This window comes from Erythrobacter sp. HKB08 (genome assembly GCF_004114695.1).
Lineage (GTDB): Bacteria > Pseudomonadota > Alphaproteobacteria > Sphingomonadales > Sphingomonadaceae > Parerythrobacter_A.
Genome location: NZ_CP035310.1, coordinates 1,099,442 through 1,115,413, shown reverse-complemented (window position 1 = coordinate 1,115,413; position 15,972 = coordinate 1,099,442). Strand labels below are relative to the sequence as shown.

The 15,972-nt window shown below is 64.4% G+C and carries 16 protein-coding genes and 1 tRNA gene; 9 read left to right on the top strand and 8 right to left on the bottom strand.

What is annotated here, in order from left to right:
* Window positions 1-89: 89 nt before the first annotated feature.
* Window positions 90-653: a fasciclin domain-containing protein gene (locus tag EO245_RS05260; RefSeq protein WP_128891939.1), complete on the top strand. Its 564-nt coding sequence runs from the start codon at window positions 90-92 to the stop codon at window positions 651-653.
* A gap of 186 nt (window positions 654-839) precedes the next feature.
* On the opposite strand, the gene clpX is transcribed toward EO245_RS05260, so the two are convergent.
* Entirely contained in the window at window positions 840-2,105 is a 1,266-nt protein-coding gene (clpX, locus tag EO245_RS05255; RefSeq protein WP_128891938.1) for an ATP-dependent Clp protease ATP-binding subunit ClpX, read from the bottom strand.
* 181 nt (window positions 2,106-2,286) lie between these two features.
* Window positions 2,287-2,988: an ATP-dependent Clp protease proteolytic subunit gene (locus EO245_RS05250; protein ID WP_128891937.1), complete on the bottom strand. Its 702-nt coding sequence runs from the start codon at window positions 2,986-2,988 to the stop codon at window positions 2,287-2,289.
* A gap of 211 nt (window positions 2,989-3,199) precedes the next feature.
* On the opposite strand from EO245_RS05250, the gene EO245_RS05245 reads away from it, so the two are divergent.
* A complete protein-coding gene (locus EO245_RS05245) occupies window positions 3,200-5,329 on the top strand; it encodes a TonB-dependent receptor (RefSeq protein WP_128891936.1) in 2,130 nt (709 codons plus the stop codon).
* Between the two features lie 3 nt (window positions 5,330-5,332).
* Here the strand turns inward: EO245_RS05245 and EO245_RS05240 are convergent, their stop codons facing one another.
* Window positions 5,333-6,556 carry an acyltransferase family protein gene (locus EO245_RS05240; RefSeq protein ID WP_128891935.1) on the bottom strand — a complete coding sequence of 408 codons (1,224 nt, stop codon included), beginning with the start codon at window positions 6,554-6,556 and terminating at the stop codon, window positions 5,333-5,335.
* A 164-nt stretch (window positions 6,557-6,720) separates the two neighbouring features.
* Between EO245_RS05240 and EO245_RS05235 the strand changes: the two genes are divergently transcribed.
* Both EO245_RS05235 and EO245_RS05230 read left to right on the top strand, forming a co-directional pair.
* Window positions 6,721-8,238, top strand: coding sequence for an amidase (locus EO245_RS05235; RefSeq protein WP_128891934.1), 1,518 nt, complete (start codon window positions 6,721-6,723; stop codon window positions 8,236-8,238).
* A gap of 8 nt (window positions 8,239-8,246) precedes the next feature.
* A complete protein-coding gene (locus tag EO245_RS05230) occupies window positions 8,247-9,590 on the top strand; it encodes a sodium:proton antiporter (RefSeq protein WP_128891933.1) in 1,344 nt (447 codons plus the stop codon).
* 36 nt (window positions 9,591-9,626) lie between these two features.
* Here EO245_RS05230 and tig read toward each other — a convergent pair whose 3' ends face one another.
* Window positions 9,627-11,198 (bottom strand): trigger factor, encoded by a 1,572-nt coding sequence (gene tig, locus EO245_RS05225; RefSeq protein ID WP_128891932.1) that lies wholly within the window; start codon window positions 11,196-11,198, stop codon window positions 9,627-9,629.
* Window positions 11,199-11,261: 63 nt separating this feature from the next.
* Window positions 11,262-11,346, bottom strand: a tRNA-Leu gene (locus tag EO245_RS05220).
* Between the two features lie 147 nt (window positions 11,347-11,493).
* Here EO245_RS05220 and EO245_RS05215 point away from each other — a divergent pair.
* The 3 genes from EO245_RS05215 to EO245_RS05210 all read left to right on the top strand — a co-directional run bounded on the left by EO245_RS05215 (window position 11,494) and on the right by EO245_RS05210 (window position 12,292).
* Window positions 11,494-11,751, top strand: coding sequence for a hypothetical protein (locus EO245_RS05215; RefSeq protein ID WP_128891931.1), 258 nt, complete (start codon window positions 11,494-11,496; stop codon window positions 11,749-11,751).
* Between the two features lie 24 nt (window positions 11,752-11,775).
* The gene (locus EO245_RS13370; RefSeq protein WP_164931265.1) at window positions 11,776-11,946 is read left to right on the top strand and encodes a hypothetical protein; all 171 of its coding nucleotides are present in this window, start codon (window positions 11,776-11,778) and stop codon (window positions 11,944-11,946) included.
* A gap of 61 nt (window positions 11,947-12,007) precedes the next feature.
* Window positions 12,008-12,292 carry a DUF3297 family protein gene (locus EO245_RS05210; RefSeq protein WP_128891930.1) on the top strand — a complete coding sequence of 95 codons (285 nt, stop codon included), beginning with the start codon at window positions 12,008-12,010 and terminating at the stop codon, window positions 12,290-12,292.
* 3 nt (window positions 12,293-12,295) lie between these two features.
* Here EO245_RS05210 and EO245_RS05205 read toward each other — a convergent pair whose 3' ends face one another.
* The gene (locus EO245_RS05205) at window positions 12,296-13,051 is read right to left on the bottom strand and encodes a CHAP domain-containing protein (protein WP_128891929.1); all 756 of its coding nucleotides are present in this window, start codon (window positions 13,049-13,051) and stop codon (window positions 12,296-12,298) included.
* Window positions 13,052-13,171: 120 nt separating this feature from the next.
* On the opposite strand from EO245_RS05205, the gene der reads away from it, so the two are divergent.
* A complete protein-coding gene (gene der / locus EO245_RS05200) occupies window positions 13,172-14,566 on the top strand; it encodes a ribosome biogenesis GTPase Der (protein ID WP_128891928.1) in 1,395 nt (464 codons plus the stop codon).
* A 7-nt stretch (window positions 14,567-14,573) separates the two neighbouring features.
* Window positions 14,574-15,092, top strand: a complete 519-nt coding sequence (locus tag EO245_RS05195) for a DUF2721 domain-containing protein (RefSeq protein ID WP_128891927.1) — start codon at window positions 14,574-14,576, stop codon at window positions 15,090-15,092.
* Here EO245_RS05195 and bfr read toward each other — a convergent pair.
* Together bfr and EO245_RS05185 are read right to left on the bottom strand one after the other, a co-directional pair.
* A complete protein-coding gene (gene bfr / locus EO245_RS05190; RefSeq protein WP_128891926.1) occupies window positions 15,089-15,577 on the bottom strand; it encodes a bacterioferritin in 489 nt (162 codons plus the stop codon). The two genes, EO245_RS05195 and bfr, sit on opposite strands and share 4 nt — an antisense overlap.
* Window positions 15,578-15,714: 137 nt before the next feature.
* Complete coding sequence (locus tag EO245_RS05185) at window positions 15,715-15,906, bottom strand: bacterioferritin-associated ferredoxin (RefSeq protein WP_128891925.1); 192 nt, start codon at window positions 15,904-15,906, stop codon at window positions 15,715-15,717.
* Window positions 15,907-15,972: the final 66 nt, after the last annotated feature.

The window sequence follows — 15,972 nt, the reverse complement described above, 5'->3', positions numbered from 1 at the left end:
TCGCAAAGAATTTTGCATCCGCGCCGCACGGCGCTGCGTAACTCCACACGACAAGCAGGACGGGGCTTGATCGAGAAGAGGAGAATACGATGCAGAATTCACCAAAGTTCAAAGCCGCCGCGCTTGCCGCCGTTGCAGCCATGGGCACCTTCGCGCTCGCCGCCGGCCCCGTTTCAGCGCACAATCACAAGCATCATGCCGCCCAGTCGCAGCCGACCATCGTCGGCGTCGCGCAGAGCACCGGCGTGCATGACACGCTGGTCGCAGCAGTCCAGGCAGCAGGCCTCGTCGACACGCTGTCGAGCGGCGGCCCGATCACCGTCTTCGCGCCGACCGACGATGCATTCGGCAAGCTGCCCGACGGCACGGTCGCGACGCTGCTCAAGCCGGAGAACAAGGGCCAGCTGACCAAGATCCTGACCTATCACGCCGTCGCGGGTAACGTGACCGCAGGCGACCTGCTGTCGGCGATCGACAAGAACGGCGGCGCCTACAGTTTCGACACGATCGCAGGCGAACAGCTCGTCGCGAGCAAGTTCGGCGACACGATTGCCATCACCGATGGCGCAGGCCGCACGACCGTCGTCGCGCAGGCCGACGTGATGGCCTCGAACGGCGTGGTCCACGTCACCGACGGCGTCTTCCTGCCGTAAGCAAGCTTCCCCAAGCGCTGCCCACACGGATACCCGGGCAGCGCCCCTCGAACCCCGATCGGCAATTCCTCCTGCCGGTCGGGGTTTTTCGTGCGAACTGTCGTGGGAAAATTGCGAGAAGCCGTGCCCGGCGCCGCGACTGTCGTCACGACGCCTTGGTGTCAGCCCATTCGGGCCACCAACCTGTTAGGCTGCTTCTTCCTTCTCGTCGTCGCCGCCGTGGACGCGGATCGGGTCCTTGCGGCCTTCGACCACGTCCTTGTCGACCACGATTTCGGTCACGCCTTCCATGTCGGGCAGGTCGAACATCGTGTCGAGCAGGATCGCCTCGACGATCGAGCGCAGCCCGCGAGCACCGGTTTTGCGCTTGATTGCCTTCTCCGCGATCACGCGCAGCGCGTCGTCGGTGAAGGTCAGCTCGACATCTTCGAGCTCGAACAGCTTGCGGTACTGTTTGACGATGGCGTTCTTCGGTTCCTGCAGGATCGTGACGAGCGCATCGACATCGAGGTCGTGCAGCGTCGCGATGACCGGCAGGCGGCCGACGAATTCGGGGATGAGGCCGAACTTGAGAAGATCCTCGGGCTCGCTCTTCTCGAGCAGTTCGCCGATCCGGCGCTTGTCCGGGTCGGCGACATGCGCGCCGAAGCCGATCGAGCGCTTCTGCAGGCGGTCGCCGATGATCTTGTCGAGACCCGCGAAAGCACCGCCGCAGATGAACAGGATGTTGGTCGTGTCGACCTGCAGGAATTCCTGCTGCGGATGCTTGCGCCCACCCTGCGGCGGGACGGAGGCGGTGGTGCCTTCCATCAGCTTGAGCAGCGCCTGCTGCACGCCCTCGCCCGACACGTCGCGGGTGATCGAGGGGTTTTCCGCCTTGCGGGTGATCTTGTCGATCTCGTCGATGTAGACGATGCCGTGCTGCGCCTTGTCGACATTGTAGTCCGACGCCTGCAGCAGCTTGAGAATGATGTTCTCCACGTCCTCGCCCACGTAACCGGCTTCGGTCAGCGTGGTCGCATCGGCCATGGTGAAGGGCACGTCGAAAGTGCGCGCGAGCGTCTGCGCAAGCAGCGTCTTGCCCGAACCGGTCGGACCGACGAGCAGGATGTTCGACTTCGCCAGTTCCACATCGCCTGCCTTGGCGGCGTGGTTGAGGCGCTTGTAGTGGTTGTGCACCGCGACCGAGAGGACGCGCTTGGCGCGGTCCTGGCCGATCACATAGTCGTTGAGCGTGGCGCAGATTTCGGCCGGCGTCGGGACTTCGCCTTCCTTGCGGCCGGTGAGGCCCGCCTTGGTTTCTTCACGAATGATGTCGTTGCACAGTTCGACGCATTCATCGCAGATGAACACGGTCGGCCCCGCGATGAGTTTCCTCACCTCGTGCTGCGATTTGCCGCAGAAACTGCAGTACAGCGTGCTTTTGCTATCGGTTCCGCTCAACTTGGTCATATCCCGTAGTCCCGAATCCCGCCCGCGACAGCGCCGACGGGGATTCGTCCGACTCTAAGGCCGGATGGTCATTAATCAACACATTGGGCCTAGCATATCGGGCTTGCCACAAGCTGAAGTGGCAAGGTTGCCGAAATGCTACAGTTAACGTCCCACACTGGGGCGCGTTAATCCCTTTCGCTTATTCCGGCGCGCCGCCGGAGCCTTCCTCGGTCTCCTCGCCGCTTTCCGGGCGGGTTTCGAAGACCTTGTCGACGAGGCCGAATTTCATCGCTTCCTCGGCCTCGAGGAAGGTGTCGCGGTCCATCGCCTTCTCGATATCCTCGAGGCTCTGGCCGGTATATTTCACATAGAGGTCGTTCATGCGCTTCTTGATGCGCAGGATCTCGCGTGCCTGGATCTCGATGTCCGAGGCCATGCCGCGAGCGCCGCCCGAGGGCTGGTGGACCATGATGCGCGCGTTCGGCAGCGCGATGCGCATGCCCGGCTCGCCCGCCGCGAGAAGGAAGCTGCCCATGCTGGCGGCCTGGCCCATGCAGACGGTCGACACGCGCGGCTTGATGTACTGCATGGTGTCGTGGATCGCCATGCCGGCAGTCACCACGCCGCCCGGCGAGTTGATGTACATGCTGATCGGCTTCGAGGGGTTCTCGCTTTCGAGGAACAGCAGCTGCGCGGTGATGAGCGACGCCATGCCGTCTTCCACCTGGCCGGTCACGAACACGATGCGTTCGCGCAGCAGGCGGCTGAAGATGTCGAAGCTGCGCTCGCCGCGGCTGGTCTGTTCGACCACGACGGGCACCAGCGCGCCGGTCAGCGGATCGCGGGTGAACTGGCCCTGCGTTCCGTGGGTTTCTCCGAGCTGAGCGCTGAGATCGATCATGTGGGAATTTCCTCTTCGAAGCGAATTGAACCGCTATGTCGCGATAGCCGGCGCGATGTTCAAGGGGCTTAACCAATCGCGGTGGAAAAGCAGCCCGGAACGCCTGCGCGCAATATTCGTTCATCGTGCTGCGATGCCTTCCCGTCGAATAGGCGTTCATCGAAACGCCCCATCTGCAAAAGGCACGCGAAAAGGGACTGGATAGAACTACATGATCGCGCGCACCCCCTACACGCGAACGGTCGCCAGCGCGCTTGCAATCTCCGTCGGGCTTTGGGCCGCGCCGGTGCAGGCGCAGGACAGCGAACCGCAGGAAATTGACCAGGCCGCTCCGGCCGATGCCGCACCGCAGGCGAGCGGGCGCGGGACGACCTATCCGCCTGCCTATTTCGAACGCTACGGGCCGCGCAATGCGCTCGAGATGCTGAACCGCGTGCCCGGCTTCCAGATCAGCGGCGGCGGCGGTGGCGGCGGCAACAATGGCCGCGGCCTTGGCCAGGCGGACGAGAACGTGATCGTCAACGGCCAGCGCCTGTCGAGCAAGAGCGACAGCGTGCAGGACCAACTCCAGCGCATTCCGGCCAAGGACGTCCTGCGGATCGAGATCGTCGACGGGACTGCGCTCGATATCCCAGGTCTTTCGGGCCAGGTCGCAAACGTCGTCGTCGACCTTTCGGGCGTGGCCGGCACGTTCAACTGGGAAGGCGGTTTCCGCACGACCGCAGTCGATCCCGAATGGTACGGCGGCGAGATTTCCGTCGCGGGCACGACCGGCGCACTCAACTACACGCTCGCCCTGTCGAACAACAACAACCGCTTCGGCGCGGAAGGTCCGACGCTCATCGTCGACGGCGACGGCAACCTGCTGCAGGCCGAGGACACCGTCTTCACCGGCGGTATCGACCGTCCGACCGCGACGGCGAACCTCGGCTACGACTTCGGTTCGGACGTCACCGCGACGCTCAACCTGTCCTACACCCGCAGCTATTTCGACCGTTTCGAGGACGAGGCGATCAGCGGCCCCGCGCTCGATCCCTTCCTTCGCGCGATCCGCACGGCGGAAGACGGCTACGAATACGAGATCGGCGGCGATGTGACCTTCCCGATCGGTGCCGGGCGGCTCAAGCTGATCGGCCTTGAAAGCTACGACGACGAGGACTTCGGCCAGACGGTCACCTCGCTGTTCGACGACACTACGATCATCCCGACCGGCAGCCGCTTCACCCGTGCCGACGGATCGGGCGAACGCATCGCCCGCGCGGAATACAATTTCCCGCTGTGGGAGGCCGACTGGCAGATTTCGGGCGAGGCGGCGTTCAACCGCCTCAACCGCGTTTCCGGCCTGTTCGAACTCGCCCCCGACGGCAGCTTCACCGAGCTCGACTTTCCCGAGGGCACCGGCGGCGTGCGCGAAAGCCGCTACGAGATCGCCGCGAGCTTCAGCCGCGCGTTGACCGACCGGCTCAGCCTGCAGGCAACCGGCGGCTACGAGTTTTCGACCATCAAGCAGACCGGCAGCGCGGCCAACCAGCGCAGCTTCTCGCGTCCCAAGGGCGAGGTTTCGCTGTCGTGGCAGGTCGCACAAGGCTTCGACGTGACCGCCGCGATCGAGCGGCGCGTCGGCCAGCTATCCTTCGGCGACTTCCTCGCGCGGGTATTCCTCGACGATGGCAACGCCAATGCGGGCAATAACGAGCTCGTCCCCTCGCAGACCTGGGAAGCGCGGATCGAGGTCAACAAGACGCTCGGCGAATGGGGCTCGACAACCTTCTTCTACGAGCAACGCTGGATCGAAGATTTCGTCGATCTCATCCCCCTGCCCGGTGGCGGCGAAGCGCGCGGCAATATCGACAAAGCCCGCCGTACAGAGATGGAATGGACGACGACGCTGCTGATGGACCCGATCGGCTGGACCGGCGCGCAGTTCGACATCCGGCTCGAATACGAGGAAGGCGAGGTCGTCGACCCGCTGACCGGCGAGCTGCGCGACTTCTCCAACGGCCGCGATCGCGAGCTGGAGATCGATTTCCGCCACGACGTTCCCGGTACCGACTTCGCCTATGGTGGCGGGGTGCAGTACAACCGCGACCGACCCTATTTCCGCCTGCGCGAAATCGGCCGCGAGCAGGATGGCCCGACCTTCGCCAACGTCTTCGTCGAGCACAAGGACCTGCTCGGCCTGACGGTGCGCGCCACGGCGGCGAACCTGTTCGGAGGGCGCGACCGGTTCGTTCGCACGGTCTATGACGGCCCGCGCGACGAGGGGCGTATCGCCTTCATCGAGGATCGCAGCCGCAGGATCGGGCCGATCTTCCGCTTCAGCGTGAGCGGAAACTTCTAGCCTTTACGAAGTCGCCGGGGCGGCGCGGCTGCCCAGCGCCCCGCGCTGCTGCTGGATCGCGTCGATATCGGTCTTGCCGTTGAACAGCAGTCTCGCGACCGGCGAGCGCCGGATGACGTATTCGTGCAGCACGATCACCGTGCCGGCCGCAAACACCGTCACTGCGAGAAATTCGAGACCGATCGGCCAGTCGAGCGGCACGAATGCGCGCCCGAAGACATACACCAGGCAGTGGTGGAACAGGTACATCGACAGCGCGCAGTCGGCGAGCCACGCGGTCCGCCTGCTCTGGAAATTAGCGTAGCGATGGAAGAACTGCAGGATGAAGAGCACAAGCACCCACATCACCAGCTGGTTCGCGAACAGGCGACCGGCAGCCTCCCACGCGCTGTTCTCCGGGAAGGCATAGGGCTGGATGGCAAATGCCGCGGCGGCTGCCCACGGCATCCAGCTGCGCCACTTGGTCAGGCCCGCAAGCAGGCTCGGCGAAAGTGCCGCCATGACGCCGATCACGAAGAACGGAAACTCGCTGACGAGCTTGTACCAGCTCTGGAAGCCGGGAACGATGAGCTCGTAACTGCCCGGCACCTTGGCCGCGACGGTGTAATTGGCGAAGTTCGCAAAGGCGAGCAGCAGGAGCAGTGCGGCGAAGCGTACGGAATTGTCTGAGTTCACCCACCCGCCGAGCTTCTCGCTGAAGTTCTTCGCCCACCCGCGAATGGCCGCATCCTTCGGCAGAGCGGCGTGAAGGAAGCCCGAAATTGCGAACATCGGGATAAGGCTGACGAGGAACCACAGGTGCAGCTGCCACAGCCCGCTTGCCCACACCTGGTTGAACTCCGCGCTGCCGATCCAGCCGATGAAGCTCGCCGTTCCGCCTGCATCGACATAGCGCAAATAGTGCTCGAGCATGTTGAAGCTGAGCGCGATGGTGATCAGCGGAACGGCGGTGCGCAGGAAACGGTTCCACAGGAAATCGCCCAGCGACCGGCGCTTGAGCAGCAGAACGGTGAAGAAGCCGCCCACGAAGAAGAAGGTCGGCGTGATGAACATGTGCAGGCCGAAGATCAGCCAGTCGAAGAATTCCGCACGGTCGAGGTTCGAGGTGATGTGCGGGCGAGCAGGTGCATAGACCGTCCCCGCATGCAGCGCGACCGACAGGAACATCAGCACCGAGCGGGCGCCGTCGATGTCGTGATAATGCTTGCGGGGGGCGGTGTCGGTCATCGTCCTTCGCTCATGGCCTTACGGGTCATCCGACCGGCAGCAGAGCGCGCCGGTAAACACCAGCGCCGCGCGGTCGGCGTCCTGCCTAGGGACGAGGCGGTGCAAAATCGTTAACGCGCCGCTCCCTCTTGCCAGCGACGCGCCTCCTGCGCAGTGTGTCGCGCATGAGAAAAATCGTCTCGGCTGTCGCCGCCCTACCCTTCGTCCTCGTCCTCGCTGCATGCGCTTCCACACCGGACGCAGAAACTGTCGAGCTGGAGGTATCGGATGTCCCGTGGGTGGCGGCGAAGGTCCAGGCAGAGCGGATCGCCCGGCTCGACGATGCCGGACCCAAGCTGAATGCGGTAATCGCCTACGATCCGGAGATCGCCGCGAAATCGCGTGCCGCCAAGGGGCCACTGATGGGCCGCACGGTGCTGGTGAAGGACAATATCGAGACGCGCGAATTCCCGACCACCGCCGGCAGCCTCGCGCTGGCGAACAACGACACGGGACGCGACGCGCCGCTGATCGCCAATTTGCGCGCGGCGGGCGGAGTGGTGATGGGCAAGACCAATTTGTCGGAATGGGCCAACATCCGCTCCAACGATTCGACCAGCGGGTGGAGCGCGGTCGGCGGGCTGGTGAAGAACCCCTTCGCGACCGATCGCAACTCGTGCGGCTCGTCTTCGGGTAGCGGCGCGGCAGTGGCGGCGGGCTTCGCCTGGGCGGCCATCGGGACGGAGACGAACGGCTCGATCACTTGCCCTGCAAGCATCAACGGCATCGTCGGCTTCAAGCCTAGCGTCGGCCTCGTCAGCCGGACCCATGTCGTGCCGATTTCGAGCACGCAGGACACCGCCGGCCCCATGACGAACACGGTGCATGACGCCGCCATGCTGCTCGGCGCAATCGCGGGCGAGGATCCGGCAGATGCAGCGACCCTGGCCGCGCAGAACCGCATTTCCGACTACACCGCGGGCCTCGACAGCTATTCGCTGCAAGGCGTGCGGATCGGAGTGATGCGAAATCAGATCGGCAACCGCGCAGACGTTCGCGAGCGTTTCGAGGCCGCGCTCGCCGATCTCGAGCGTGCGGGCGCGGTGCTGGTCGACATCGAATTCGACCCCAACAACGAAATGTACCGCGACAGCTTCACCGTGCTTTTGTTCGAACTGCGCGAGGAGATGGGCAAATATCTGACCTCGCTTCCCGGTGAAGACATGCCGCGCAGCCTTGCCGACCTGATCGCCTTCAACGCGGCCAATGCTGACACGGAAATGCGCTGGTTCGGTCAGGACCTGTTCGAACTGGCGGAAACGACAACCGACCACGAAGCCTATGAAAAGGCGCGCGAAAACGCCGTTCGCATCGCCGGGAAGGAAACGCTCGACAAGCTGCTCGCCGACAACGACGTGCAATTCCTGACCGCGCCGACCCGCGGTCCGGCCTGGATGAGCGACCTCGTTCTCGGCGACAATTTCAACGGCAGCATCGGCTTCGGCAGCCCGGCGGCGATTGCGGGCTATCCGCATCTCACCGTACCGATGGGCCATGTCGAGGGCCTGCCCGTCGGCATCAGCTTCTTCGGCGCGAAATGGGCCGATCACGACGTGCTGAAGCTTGGCGCAGCCTACGAGCGGGCGCGGACCGCCCAGCTTCCCGAACCGACCTTCGGACCCTGGAAGCCGCAGGCGCGTTGATCGCGGGAATGGACCCGCGCATCTTCCTTTTCGTCCTGTTCGGCATCGGCCTGATGCTGGCGGTTTCTCTCGAGCGACGGCTGGCGATGAGCTGGCTGCCCATGCCGATCGTCTATGTCGGGATCGGCTTTATCACCTTCTCGCTGCCGCTCGGCCTGCCGCATCTCAACCCGACCGAGGACGGCTTCGATGCGCTGACCCTGGAATACGTCACCGAGTTCATCGTCATCGCCTCGCTCGCGGCAGCAGGCATCGCGATCGACCGGCCGGTCAGCTGGAAGAACTGGCGGCAGATTTGGCCGCTGCTGGTAATCGCCATGCCGCTGACCATCGGTGCGGTCGCGCTGCTCGGCTGGTGGGCGCTCGGCCTTGCGCCTGCAACGGCGATCCTGCTCGGCGCATGCCTCGCGCCGACCGACCCGGTGCTCGCGCGCAGCGTGCAGGTCGGCCCGCCGGGCGAGAACGAGCGCCACGACGTGCGCTTCAGCCTGACTGCGGAGGCCGGGCTCAACGACGGCCTCGCCTTCCCCTTCACCTATCTCGCCATCGCGGCGATCGGCATGACATCGCTCGGCTGGTGGACTGTCGAATGGTTCGCGAAGGACATTCTGTGGCAGATCGCCGCCGGTGTGATCGTCGGCTGGGCCGTCGGTCGGGCGGGATCCTGGTATGTGTTCGAGCGCGGTGCCGACGAGGGGTACGAGAAGGACGCAAGCTGGCCGGAGAAATACTCGACCAGCGAAGGGCTGATCGTCCTCGGCACGCTGCTCCTCGGATACGGGCTGGCGGAGATTGTCGAGGGCTATGGCTTTCTCGCCGTGTTCGTCGGCGCGGTCACCGCCCGCCAGCGCGAGAATGCCAGCCGCTATCACAAGATCAGCCACCACTTCATCGACCAGATCGAGAAGATCGTGCTGGTCGGCGTATTGCTCGGTTTCGGGGGCCTGATTGCAGGCGGCGTGCTCGAAAGCCTCACCTGGTGGGGCGCGGCAATCGGGATCGCGCTGATCTTCGTCATCCGCCCGCTTGCAGGGCTACTGTCGGAAAGCCTGTGCGGCCTGCCCTTCGCAGGCAAGCTGGCTGTCGCCTTCCTCGGTATCCGCGGGATGGGTTCGCTCTACTACCTCGCCTACGGCCAGAACCATGGCGAGTTTGCAGGCATCGAGCAGCTATGGGCGATCGTGTGCTTCACGATCCTCGTCTCGATCGTCGTGCACGGTGTCGCGGCCGCGCGTTTCCTCTCGCATGTCGAGCGGCGCGGCGCGCATGTCCACGCGGGCGAGAGCACCGAAATGGCCGCGCTTTCTCCCGAGGACCGGAAGCTGGAAATAGAAGGCCGCCCGGACTGCTGACGCAGCGGGCGGCCCCTATCGGTTAGCGCAGGCGAATTACTTCTTCGCTGCGGGCTTCTTTGCCGGAGCCTTCTTCTTGGCTGGAGCCTTCTTGGCCGCCGGCTTCTTGTCGTCGGCCTTCTTGGCAGCAGCCTTCTTCGCCGGTGCCTTCTTGGCAGGCGCCTTCTTGGCGGCAGGCTTCTCGTCCTTCTTGGCCGCTTCCTTCTTGGCCGGAGCCTTCTTCTTCGCAGGAGCCTTCTTCTTGGCAGCCGGCTTCTTCGCCTTTGCCTCTTCGGCTTCCTCGTCGGCCTCGATCGCGGCTTCCAGCTCTTCGCGGGTCACTTTGCGGTCGGTGATGTCAGCCTTGTCGAACAGGAAGTCGACGACCTTGTCCTCATAGAGGGGCGCACGCAGCTGGGCGGCGGCCATCGGCTCGGACTGGACGTACTGGATGAACCGCTCGCGGTCTTCCGGACGATACTGCTGGGCAGCCTGCTGGATGAGCATGCTCATTTCCTGCTGGCTGACTTCGACGCCGTTCTTCTGGCCGATTTCCGACAGCAGCAGGCCGAGGCGCACGCGGCGTTCGGCGATGTTGCGGTAGTCGTCCTTCTCGGCTTCGATTTCCTTCAGCACATGCTCGGGATTTTCGTCGCGCGAAGCTTCCTGCTGGAGCTGGGCCCAGATCTGCTCGAACTCGGCTTCGACCATCTTGTCCGGAACCGGGAAGTCGTGGCCGGCAGCGAGCTGGTCGAGCAGCTGGCGCTTCATCTGCGTACGGGTCAGGCCGTTGGTTTCCTGCTCGAGCTGGCCGCGCAGGAGTTCCTTCAGCTTGTCGAGGCTGTCGAGACCGAGCGATTCGGCGAAGCTGTCGTCGAGCTTGGTTTCGTCCTCGACCTTCACCTGCTTCACGGTGACGGCGAACTGCGCGTCCTTGCCCGCGAGGTGCTCGGCCGGGTAATCTTCGGGGAATGTGACGGTGATGGTCTTCTCATCGCCGGTCTTCACGCCGGTCAGCTGCTCTTCGAAGCCCGGGATGAACTGGCCCGAACCGATCACCAGCGGAGCATCGTCGGCCTTGCCGCCTTCGAATTCCTCGCCGTCGATCGAGCCGACGAAATCGATGATCAGCTGGTCGCCTTCCTTCGCCTTGCGGGTCTTGGGAGCGTCCTTGTAGCTCTTCTGCTGGCTGGCGATGTTCTGTAGCGCTTCCTCGACGGCTTCGTCGGCCACCGGAACGGTCAGACGCTCGAGCTTGAGGCCTTCCACGTCGGGAGCTTCGACTTCCGGCAGGACTTCGAGGTCGATCGTGACGACCGCGTCCTTGCCTTCTTCATAGCCTTCGTTGAGGTCGACGGCCGGCTGCATCGCCGGGCGCAGCTGGTTGTCCTGCATGACCTTGTCGACCGATTCGCGGATCACGTCGTTCATGGTCTGCGCGTGCAGCTGCTCGCCATGCATCTTCTTGACGAGGTTCGCCGGCACCTTGCCCGGACGGAAGCCCGGCATGCGCACCTGCGGGGCGATCTTCTTCACTTCGGCTTCCACGCGGCCAGCGATTTCGGCTGCGGGGATCGTCACCTCATAGGCGCGCTTGAGGCCTTCGTTGGTGGTCTCTTTGATCTGCATGATGCGCTTGTCTTCTCGTCTCTCGTAAACTCAATTTGTCTCGAAGGGTGTGCCAGCGGCGGCTGGTGCGGGCGAAGGGACTCGAACCCCCACATCTTGCGATACTGGTACCTAAAACCAGCGCGTCTACCAATTCCGCCACGCCCGCAACCCGAACGAAGCCGCGCGCGGACGGGAAAGCCCACACGGACAGGGGAGCGCCCTTAGTAGGACACGGGCAAAAGGGCAAGCCGCGATGGCCCTCGGAACGCCTGCAATGCCCCGCGCGTTCGATCAGGTGAAAGGACATGCTTCCATGCGCGATTACGACACGCCCCGCATCCCGCCCGCGACACCGCCTGCCATCGACCCGAATGCTGACCCCGTCTCGGCACGCGAACTGGCCGAGGACGATGGCGACAGCGACGCCGAGGGCACGACCCTCGCCGACCCGCCGGCGAGCGAGATCGACAAGGAACGCAGCGAGGCGCTCGCCGAACTCGACAAGCGCGACGGAGCCGGTGAACGAGAACTCGATTCGATGACGCCGGAAACTCTGCTACCACCCGATTGATTCCGCCGAGGAGGGACCGACACCATGGGCATACCGCCGAACCGCATCGACCCGCAGTCTCCGCCGGAGACGCCCGCCCCGCCCCAGCCGGACGAGGCGCCCGAGAACGAGCCGCCGGAATTCGATCCGCCCTCGCCCGATTTTGACAATCCGGGCGAAGCGCCGATCGAAACCCCGCCGCCGGGCGAATTCTAGCGAGCCTGGCTCGCGCGATTAGGCTTGCGAGCCTGCGCGCTGCCGATTACGGGCGCTCCCCATGAGCGAAGACACCCAGAACGACACTCCGCCCGACCGCCTGTCGGTCAATCCGCGCAACGAGTATTTCGATGCCGAGAAGCTGCAGCGCGGCGTCGGCATCAAGTTCAAGGACCGCGTGCGGACCGACATCGAGGAATATTGCATTTCCGAAGGCTGGGTGCGTGTCCAGGCTGGCAAGACGGTCGACCGCAAGGGCAATCCGCTCACCCTGAAGCTGACCGGTCCGGTCGAGGCTTGGTACGAAGACCTCGGCGACAATCCGCCGGTCGCGAAAAAGGGCTGAAGCCTAGCTACCGTAGCGCAGGACGACCGCATCGAGCGGGTCGACCGGCTTTGCACGCGGCGCGGCGCGCGGGGTCTCCGCCCGCCTCCGCTGCTCGGTGGCTTGCAGCGGACGCGGGCGAAGCTCTGTCCTGCCTAGCGAGGCGAACGCCTCGGTAAATTCCTTTGAGGTGGTCTGACGCGCAGGCGGGGTAGCGCGCGGCGCGGCGCGTTCTGCAATGCCGCGAGCGAGACGTGGGCGCGCGATCTGCGCCTTCTCGCCATAGATGAAGCCGTGCACCGGCCATGCTGTCGTGCCCAGGCCCTGTACGGGATCGTACCAGACGCGCACTTCACTCCAGTCGTTGTTCGGCGACACGTCGATCGCCTTCACATCGCGCTCGATCTGGCCCCTGCGACCGTTGATCGGCGACCAGTTCGCATGGTCGAGCAGCACGGTGCGCGAATCGATCACCTTGCTGACCGCCGCGACATGGCCGAGCTGCATGTTCCGATGCGGCACGAAAGCCATGACGGCGCCCACGCGCGGCGTGTTACCCCGCTCGTAGCGCCCTTCGGCCTGCCCCCACCACGTATGCGCATCGCCGTAGATCTGGATGCCCGACAATTCGCGCGCATAGGGCACGCACTGGAGGTAGGGCGGAAGCTCTGCCCTGCTGCGCTCGTCCCCGTTGCGGAACTGGTCCGATACTTCGGCGAGCGCGGGCGCTGCCGGGACGAGGGCTGCAAGGGCTGCGAGAGAGGCGAAAAGGGGCTTCATGGCCACGGTAAATGCCGCAGTATGGTTGCCGCCCGCCTGCCTGTTACGGTTAACGCGATTTAACCGTGTTCGCCTCTCCGCTTGCCATTCGGCGCACAAAGCGCCACCTGCACGCGCGTAATGTTGCCTCAAGTCATCATCATCGGTCGGCCCAATGTGGGCAAGTCGACCCTGTTCAACCGCCTCGTCGGCAAGAAGATCGCGCTGGTCGACGACCAGCCGGGGGTCACGCGCGACCGCCGCATGGGCGAGGCGGAGCTTGCGGGCATGCGCTTCACCGCGGTCGATACCGCCGGCTGGGAAGACGACGATCCGGAAAGCCTTCCGGGGCGGATGCGCAAGCAGACCGAAATCAGCCTCGAAGGGGCAGATGCCGCGCTGTTTGTGATCGATTCGCGCAGCGGCCTCACTCCGCTCGACGAGGAAATCGGTCGTTGGCTGCGCCAGCAGGACGTTCCCGTGATTCTCGTCGCCAACAAGGCGGAAGGGCGCGCGAGCGAGGCCGGCATCCTCGAAGCCTATTCGCTCGGCCTCGGAGAACCCGTCCCGGTATCTGCCGAGCATGGCGAAGGCGTCGCCGACCTGTTCGGCGCACTGTGGCCGGTCATCGGCGACAAGGTCGAGGCGGCCGAAGCCGCTGAAGAAGCCGCCAAGCTCGAAGCGGACGAGGATGCGCCGCTCGGCCCGCTCAAGCTCGCGATTGTCGGGCGTCCGAATGCGGGCAAGTCGACGCTCATCAACCAGTTGCTCGGCGAGGACCGCATGCTGACCGGGCCGGAAGCGGGCATCACGCGCGATTCCATCTCGGTCGATTGGCAATGGACCGATCCCAAGACGGGCGAGAAGCGCGATATCCAGCTGATCGACACCGCCGGCATGCGCAAGCGCGCCAAGGTGGTCGACAAGCTGGAGAAGCTCTCGGTCGCCGACGGATTGCGCGCCGTCGATTTCGCCGAGGTCGTCGTGCTGCTGCTCGATGCGACCAAGGGTCTGGAACACCAGGACCTCAAGATCGCCGACAAGGTGCTGCAGGAAGGCCGCGCGCTGATCATCGCGATCAACAAGTGGGATGTGGCCGAGGATCAGAGCAAGCTGTTCAACGGCATCAAGCACGCGCTCGACGAAGGGCTCGCGCAGGTGCGCGGCGTGCCGCTGTTCGCGGTCAGCGCGAAGACCGGCAAGGGTCTCGACGCGATGATCCAGAGCGCGTTCGAGATTCGCGAGAGCTGGTCGAAGCGCGTACCGACGGCTGCGCTAAACCGCTGGTTCGACGATGCACTCGCCGCCAACCCGCCGCCCGCGCCCAAGGGCCGCCGGATCAAGCTGCGCTACATCACGCAGGTCGGCACCCGCCCGCCGCGCTTCGTGGTCTTCGGCACGCGTCTCGATGCGCTGCCCACGAGTTACGAGCGGTACCTGGTGAACGGTATCCGGCGCGAACTCGGCTTCGATGCGGTCCCGGTGCGCGTGACGCTCAAGAGCCCGAAGAACCCGTTCGACCATTCCAAGGACTGATCGGGCAGTGTTCGAAACACTCTCCATCGCTGGCGATCTGATCAACCGCACGTCGAGCACCATCCGCGTGCAGGAAATCGTGCAGCTGAGCCTCGCACCGGTTTTCCTGCTCGCCGCGATAGGGGCGATGCTGAACGTCATGAACGCGCGGCTCACCTGGCTGATCGACCGCGTCGAATTCATCGAGCGGCGCACCGAGAAGGGTCTCGGCGGGCGCGAGGGCGAGGAACTGCCCGCGCTACGCCAGCGCCAGCATTATGCGCAGCTCGCCGTAACGCTCAGCACCGGTGCGGCACTGACCATCTGTACCGTGGTCGCCCTCCTGTTCGTGAGCGCCTTCATCCGGCCGCAGATCGGCACGGTTGTCGCAATCGCGTGGATCCTGACGATGGTCCAGCTGTTCGGCGCGCTGGCGCTGTTCCTTCTCGAAACGCGGCTCGCCACGGCAACCGCGCGCGAGCGTCGCAAGCGCAGCCGCAAGATCGTGCAACGCGAGGCGGAAGCCCAGCGCGAGAGCGAGGACTAGCCTTCCTCTTCGCCCGCCGGCTTGCTTTGCAGCTGGACGTAGTTCTGCAGGCCCATGTGTTCGATCATGTCGAACTGGGTCTCGAGGAAGTCGACATGCTCTTCCTCGCTTTCGAGGATGCGTTCGAAAACCTCGCGGCTGACGTAGTCGCGCACGCTCTCGCAATATTCGATCGCATCGCGCAGCAGCGGGATCGCTTCTTCCTCCATCGCGAGGTCGGCCTTGAGGATTTCCTCGACCGTCTCGCCGACCTTCAGCTTGTGGATCGCCTGGAAGTTCGGGAGCCCGTTCAGGAAGAGGATCCGCTCGGCGAGGATGTCGGCGTGCTTCATCTCGTCGATCGATTCGTGGCGCTCGTATTCGGCCAGCTTCGACAGGCCCCAGTCGGCAAGGACGCGGTAGTGCAGCCAGTACTGGTTGATCGCCGTCAGTTCGTTGGTCAGCGCCTTGTTGAGGAATTCGATGACCTTGGCGTCGCCTTTCATGGCTGATCTCCTGCTTGCCTATCCTGGATGCGAGATATGCGCCCGCGATCGCGGATTTGGCAAGGTAGAATAGCCGAAAAACGGCGGAATTCCGCCAGTTGCGAGCGATTTGCGTTAGCGGGAAGCGCCGGGCCGGATCAGGCGGCGCGGGCCGCGGTCAGGCCCATTTCGCGTTCTTCGAAGACGATCTCGTCGGCCTCTGCAAGGCAGGTTCCGCAGTTCGGACGCTTGCCGAGCGCGGCGTACACGGCTTCTGCATCACCCGACACATGGCGCGCCGCACGGCGGATATCGCTCTCCCGGATGGCATTGCAGATGCAGGTGTACATGCAGGCGACTCGTTGCTGAAGACGGCCAAGAGTTAATGCGAATTATTCGCATTAGCAAGCCAATTC

What these genes read in the sequence shown, in the direction of transcription:
- EO245_RS05260 (WP_128891939.1), top strand. Translation starts at nt 90, where the DNA reads ATGCAGAATTCACCAAAGTTCAAAGCCGCCGCGCTTGCCGCCGTTGCA.
- clpX (WP_128891938.1), bottom strand. Translation starts at nt 2,105, where the DNA reads ATGACCAAGTTGAGCGGAACCGATAGCAAAAGCACGCTGTACTGCAGT.
- EO245_RS05250 (WP_128891937.1), bottom strand. Translation starts at nt 2,988, where the DNA reads ATGATCGATCTCAGCGCTCAGCTCGGAGAAACCCACGGAACGCAGGGC.
- EO245_RS05245 (WP_128891936.1), top strand. Translation starts at nt 3,200, where the DNA reads ATGATCGCGCGCACCCCCTACACGCGAACGGTCGCCAGCGCGCTTGCA.
- EO245_RS05240 (WP_128891935.1), bottom strand. Translation starts at nt 6,556, where the DNA reads ATGACCGACACCGCCCCCCGCAAGCATTATCACGACATCGACGGCGCC.
- EO245_RS05235 (WP_128891934.1), top strand. Translation starts at nt 6,721, where the DNA reads ATGAGAAAAATCGTCTCGGCTGTCGCCGCCCTACCCTTCGTCCTCGTC.
- EO245_RS05230 (WP_128891933.1), top strand. Translation starts at nt 8,247, where the DNA reads ATGGACCCGCGCATCTTCCTTTTCGTCCTGTTCGGCATCGGCCTGATG.
- tig (WP_128891932.1), bottom strand. Translation starts at nt 11,198, where the DNA reads ATGCAGATCAAAGAGACCACCAACGAAGGCCTCAAGCGCGCCTATGAG.
- EO245_RS05215 (WP_128891931.1), top strand. Translation starts at nt 11,494, where the DNA reads ATGCGCGATTACGACACGCCCCGCATCCCGCCCGCGACACCGCCTGCC.
- EO245_RS13370 (WP_164931265.1), top strand. Translation starts at nt 11,776, where the DNA reads ATGGGCATACCGCCGAACCGCATCGACCCGCAGTCTCCGCCGGAGACG.
- EO245_RS05210 (WP_128891930.1), top strand. Translation starts at nt 12,008, where the DNA reads ATGAGCGAAGACACCCAGAACGACACTCCGCCCGACCGCCTGTCGGTC.
- EO245_RS05205 (WP_128891929.1), bottom strand. Translation starts at nt 13,051, where the DNA reads ATGAAGCCCCTTTTCGCCTCTCTCGCAGCCCTTGCAGCCCTCGTCCCG.
- der (WP_128891928.1), top strand. Translation starts at nt 13,172, where the DNA reads ATGTTGCCTCAAGTCATCATCATCGGTCGGCCCAATGTGGGCAAGTCG.
- bfr (WP_128891926.1), bottom strand. Translation starts at nt 15,577, where the DNA reads ATGAAAGGCGACGCCAAGGTCATCGAATTCCTCAACAAGGCGCTGACC.
- EO245_RS05185 (WP_128891925.1), bottom strand. Translation starts at nt 15,906, where the DNA reads ATGTACACCTGCATCTGCAATGCCATCCGGGAGAGCGATATCCGCCGT.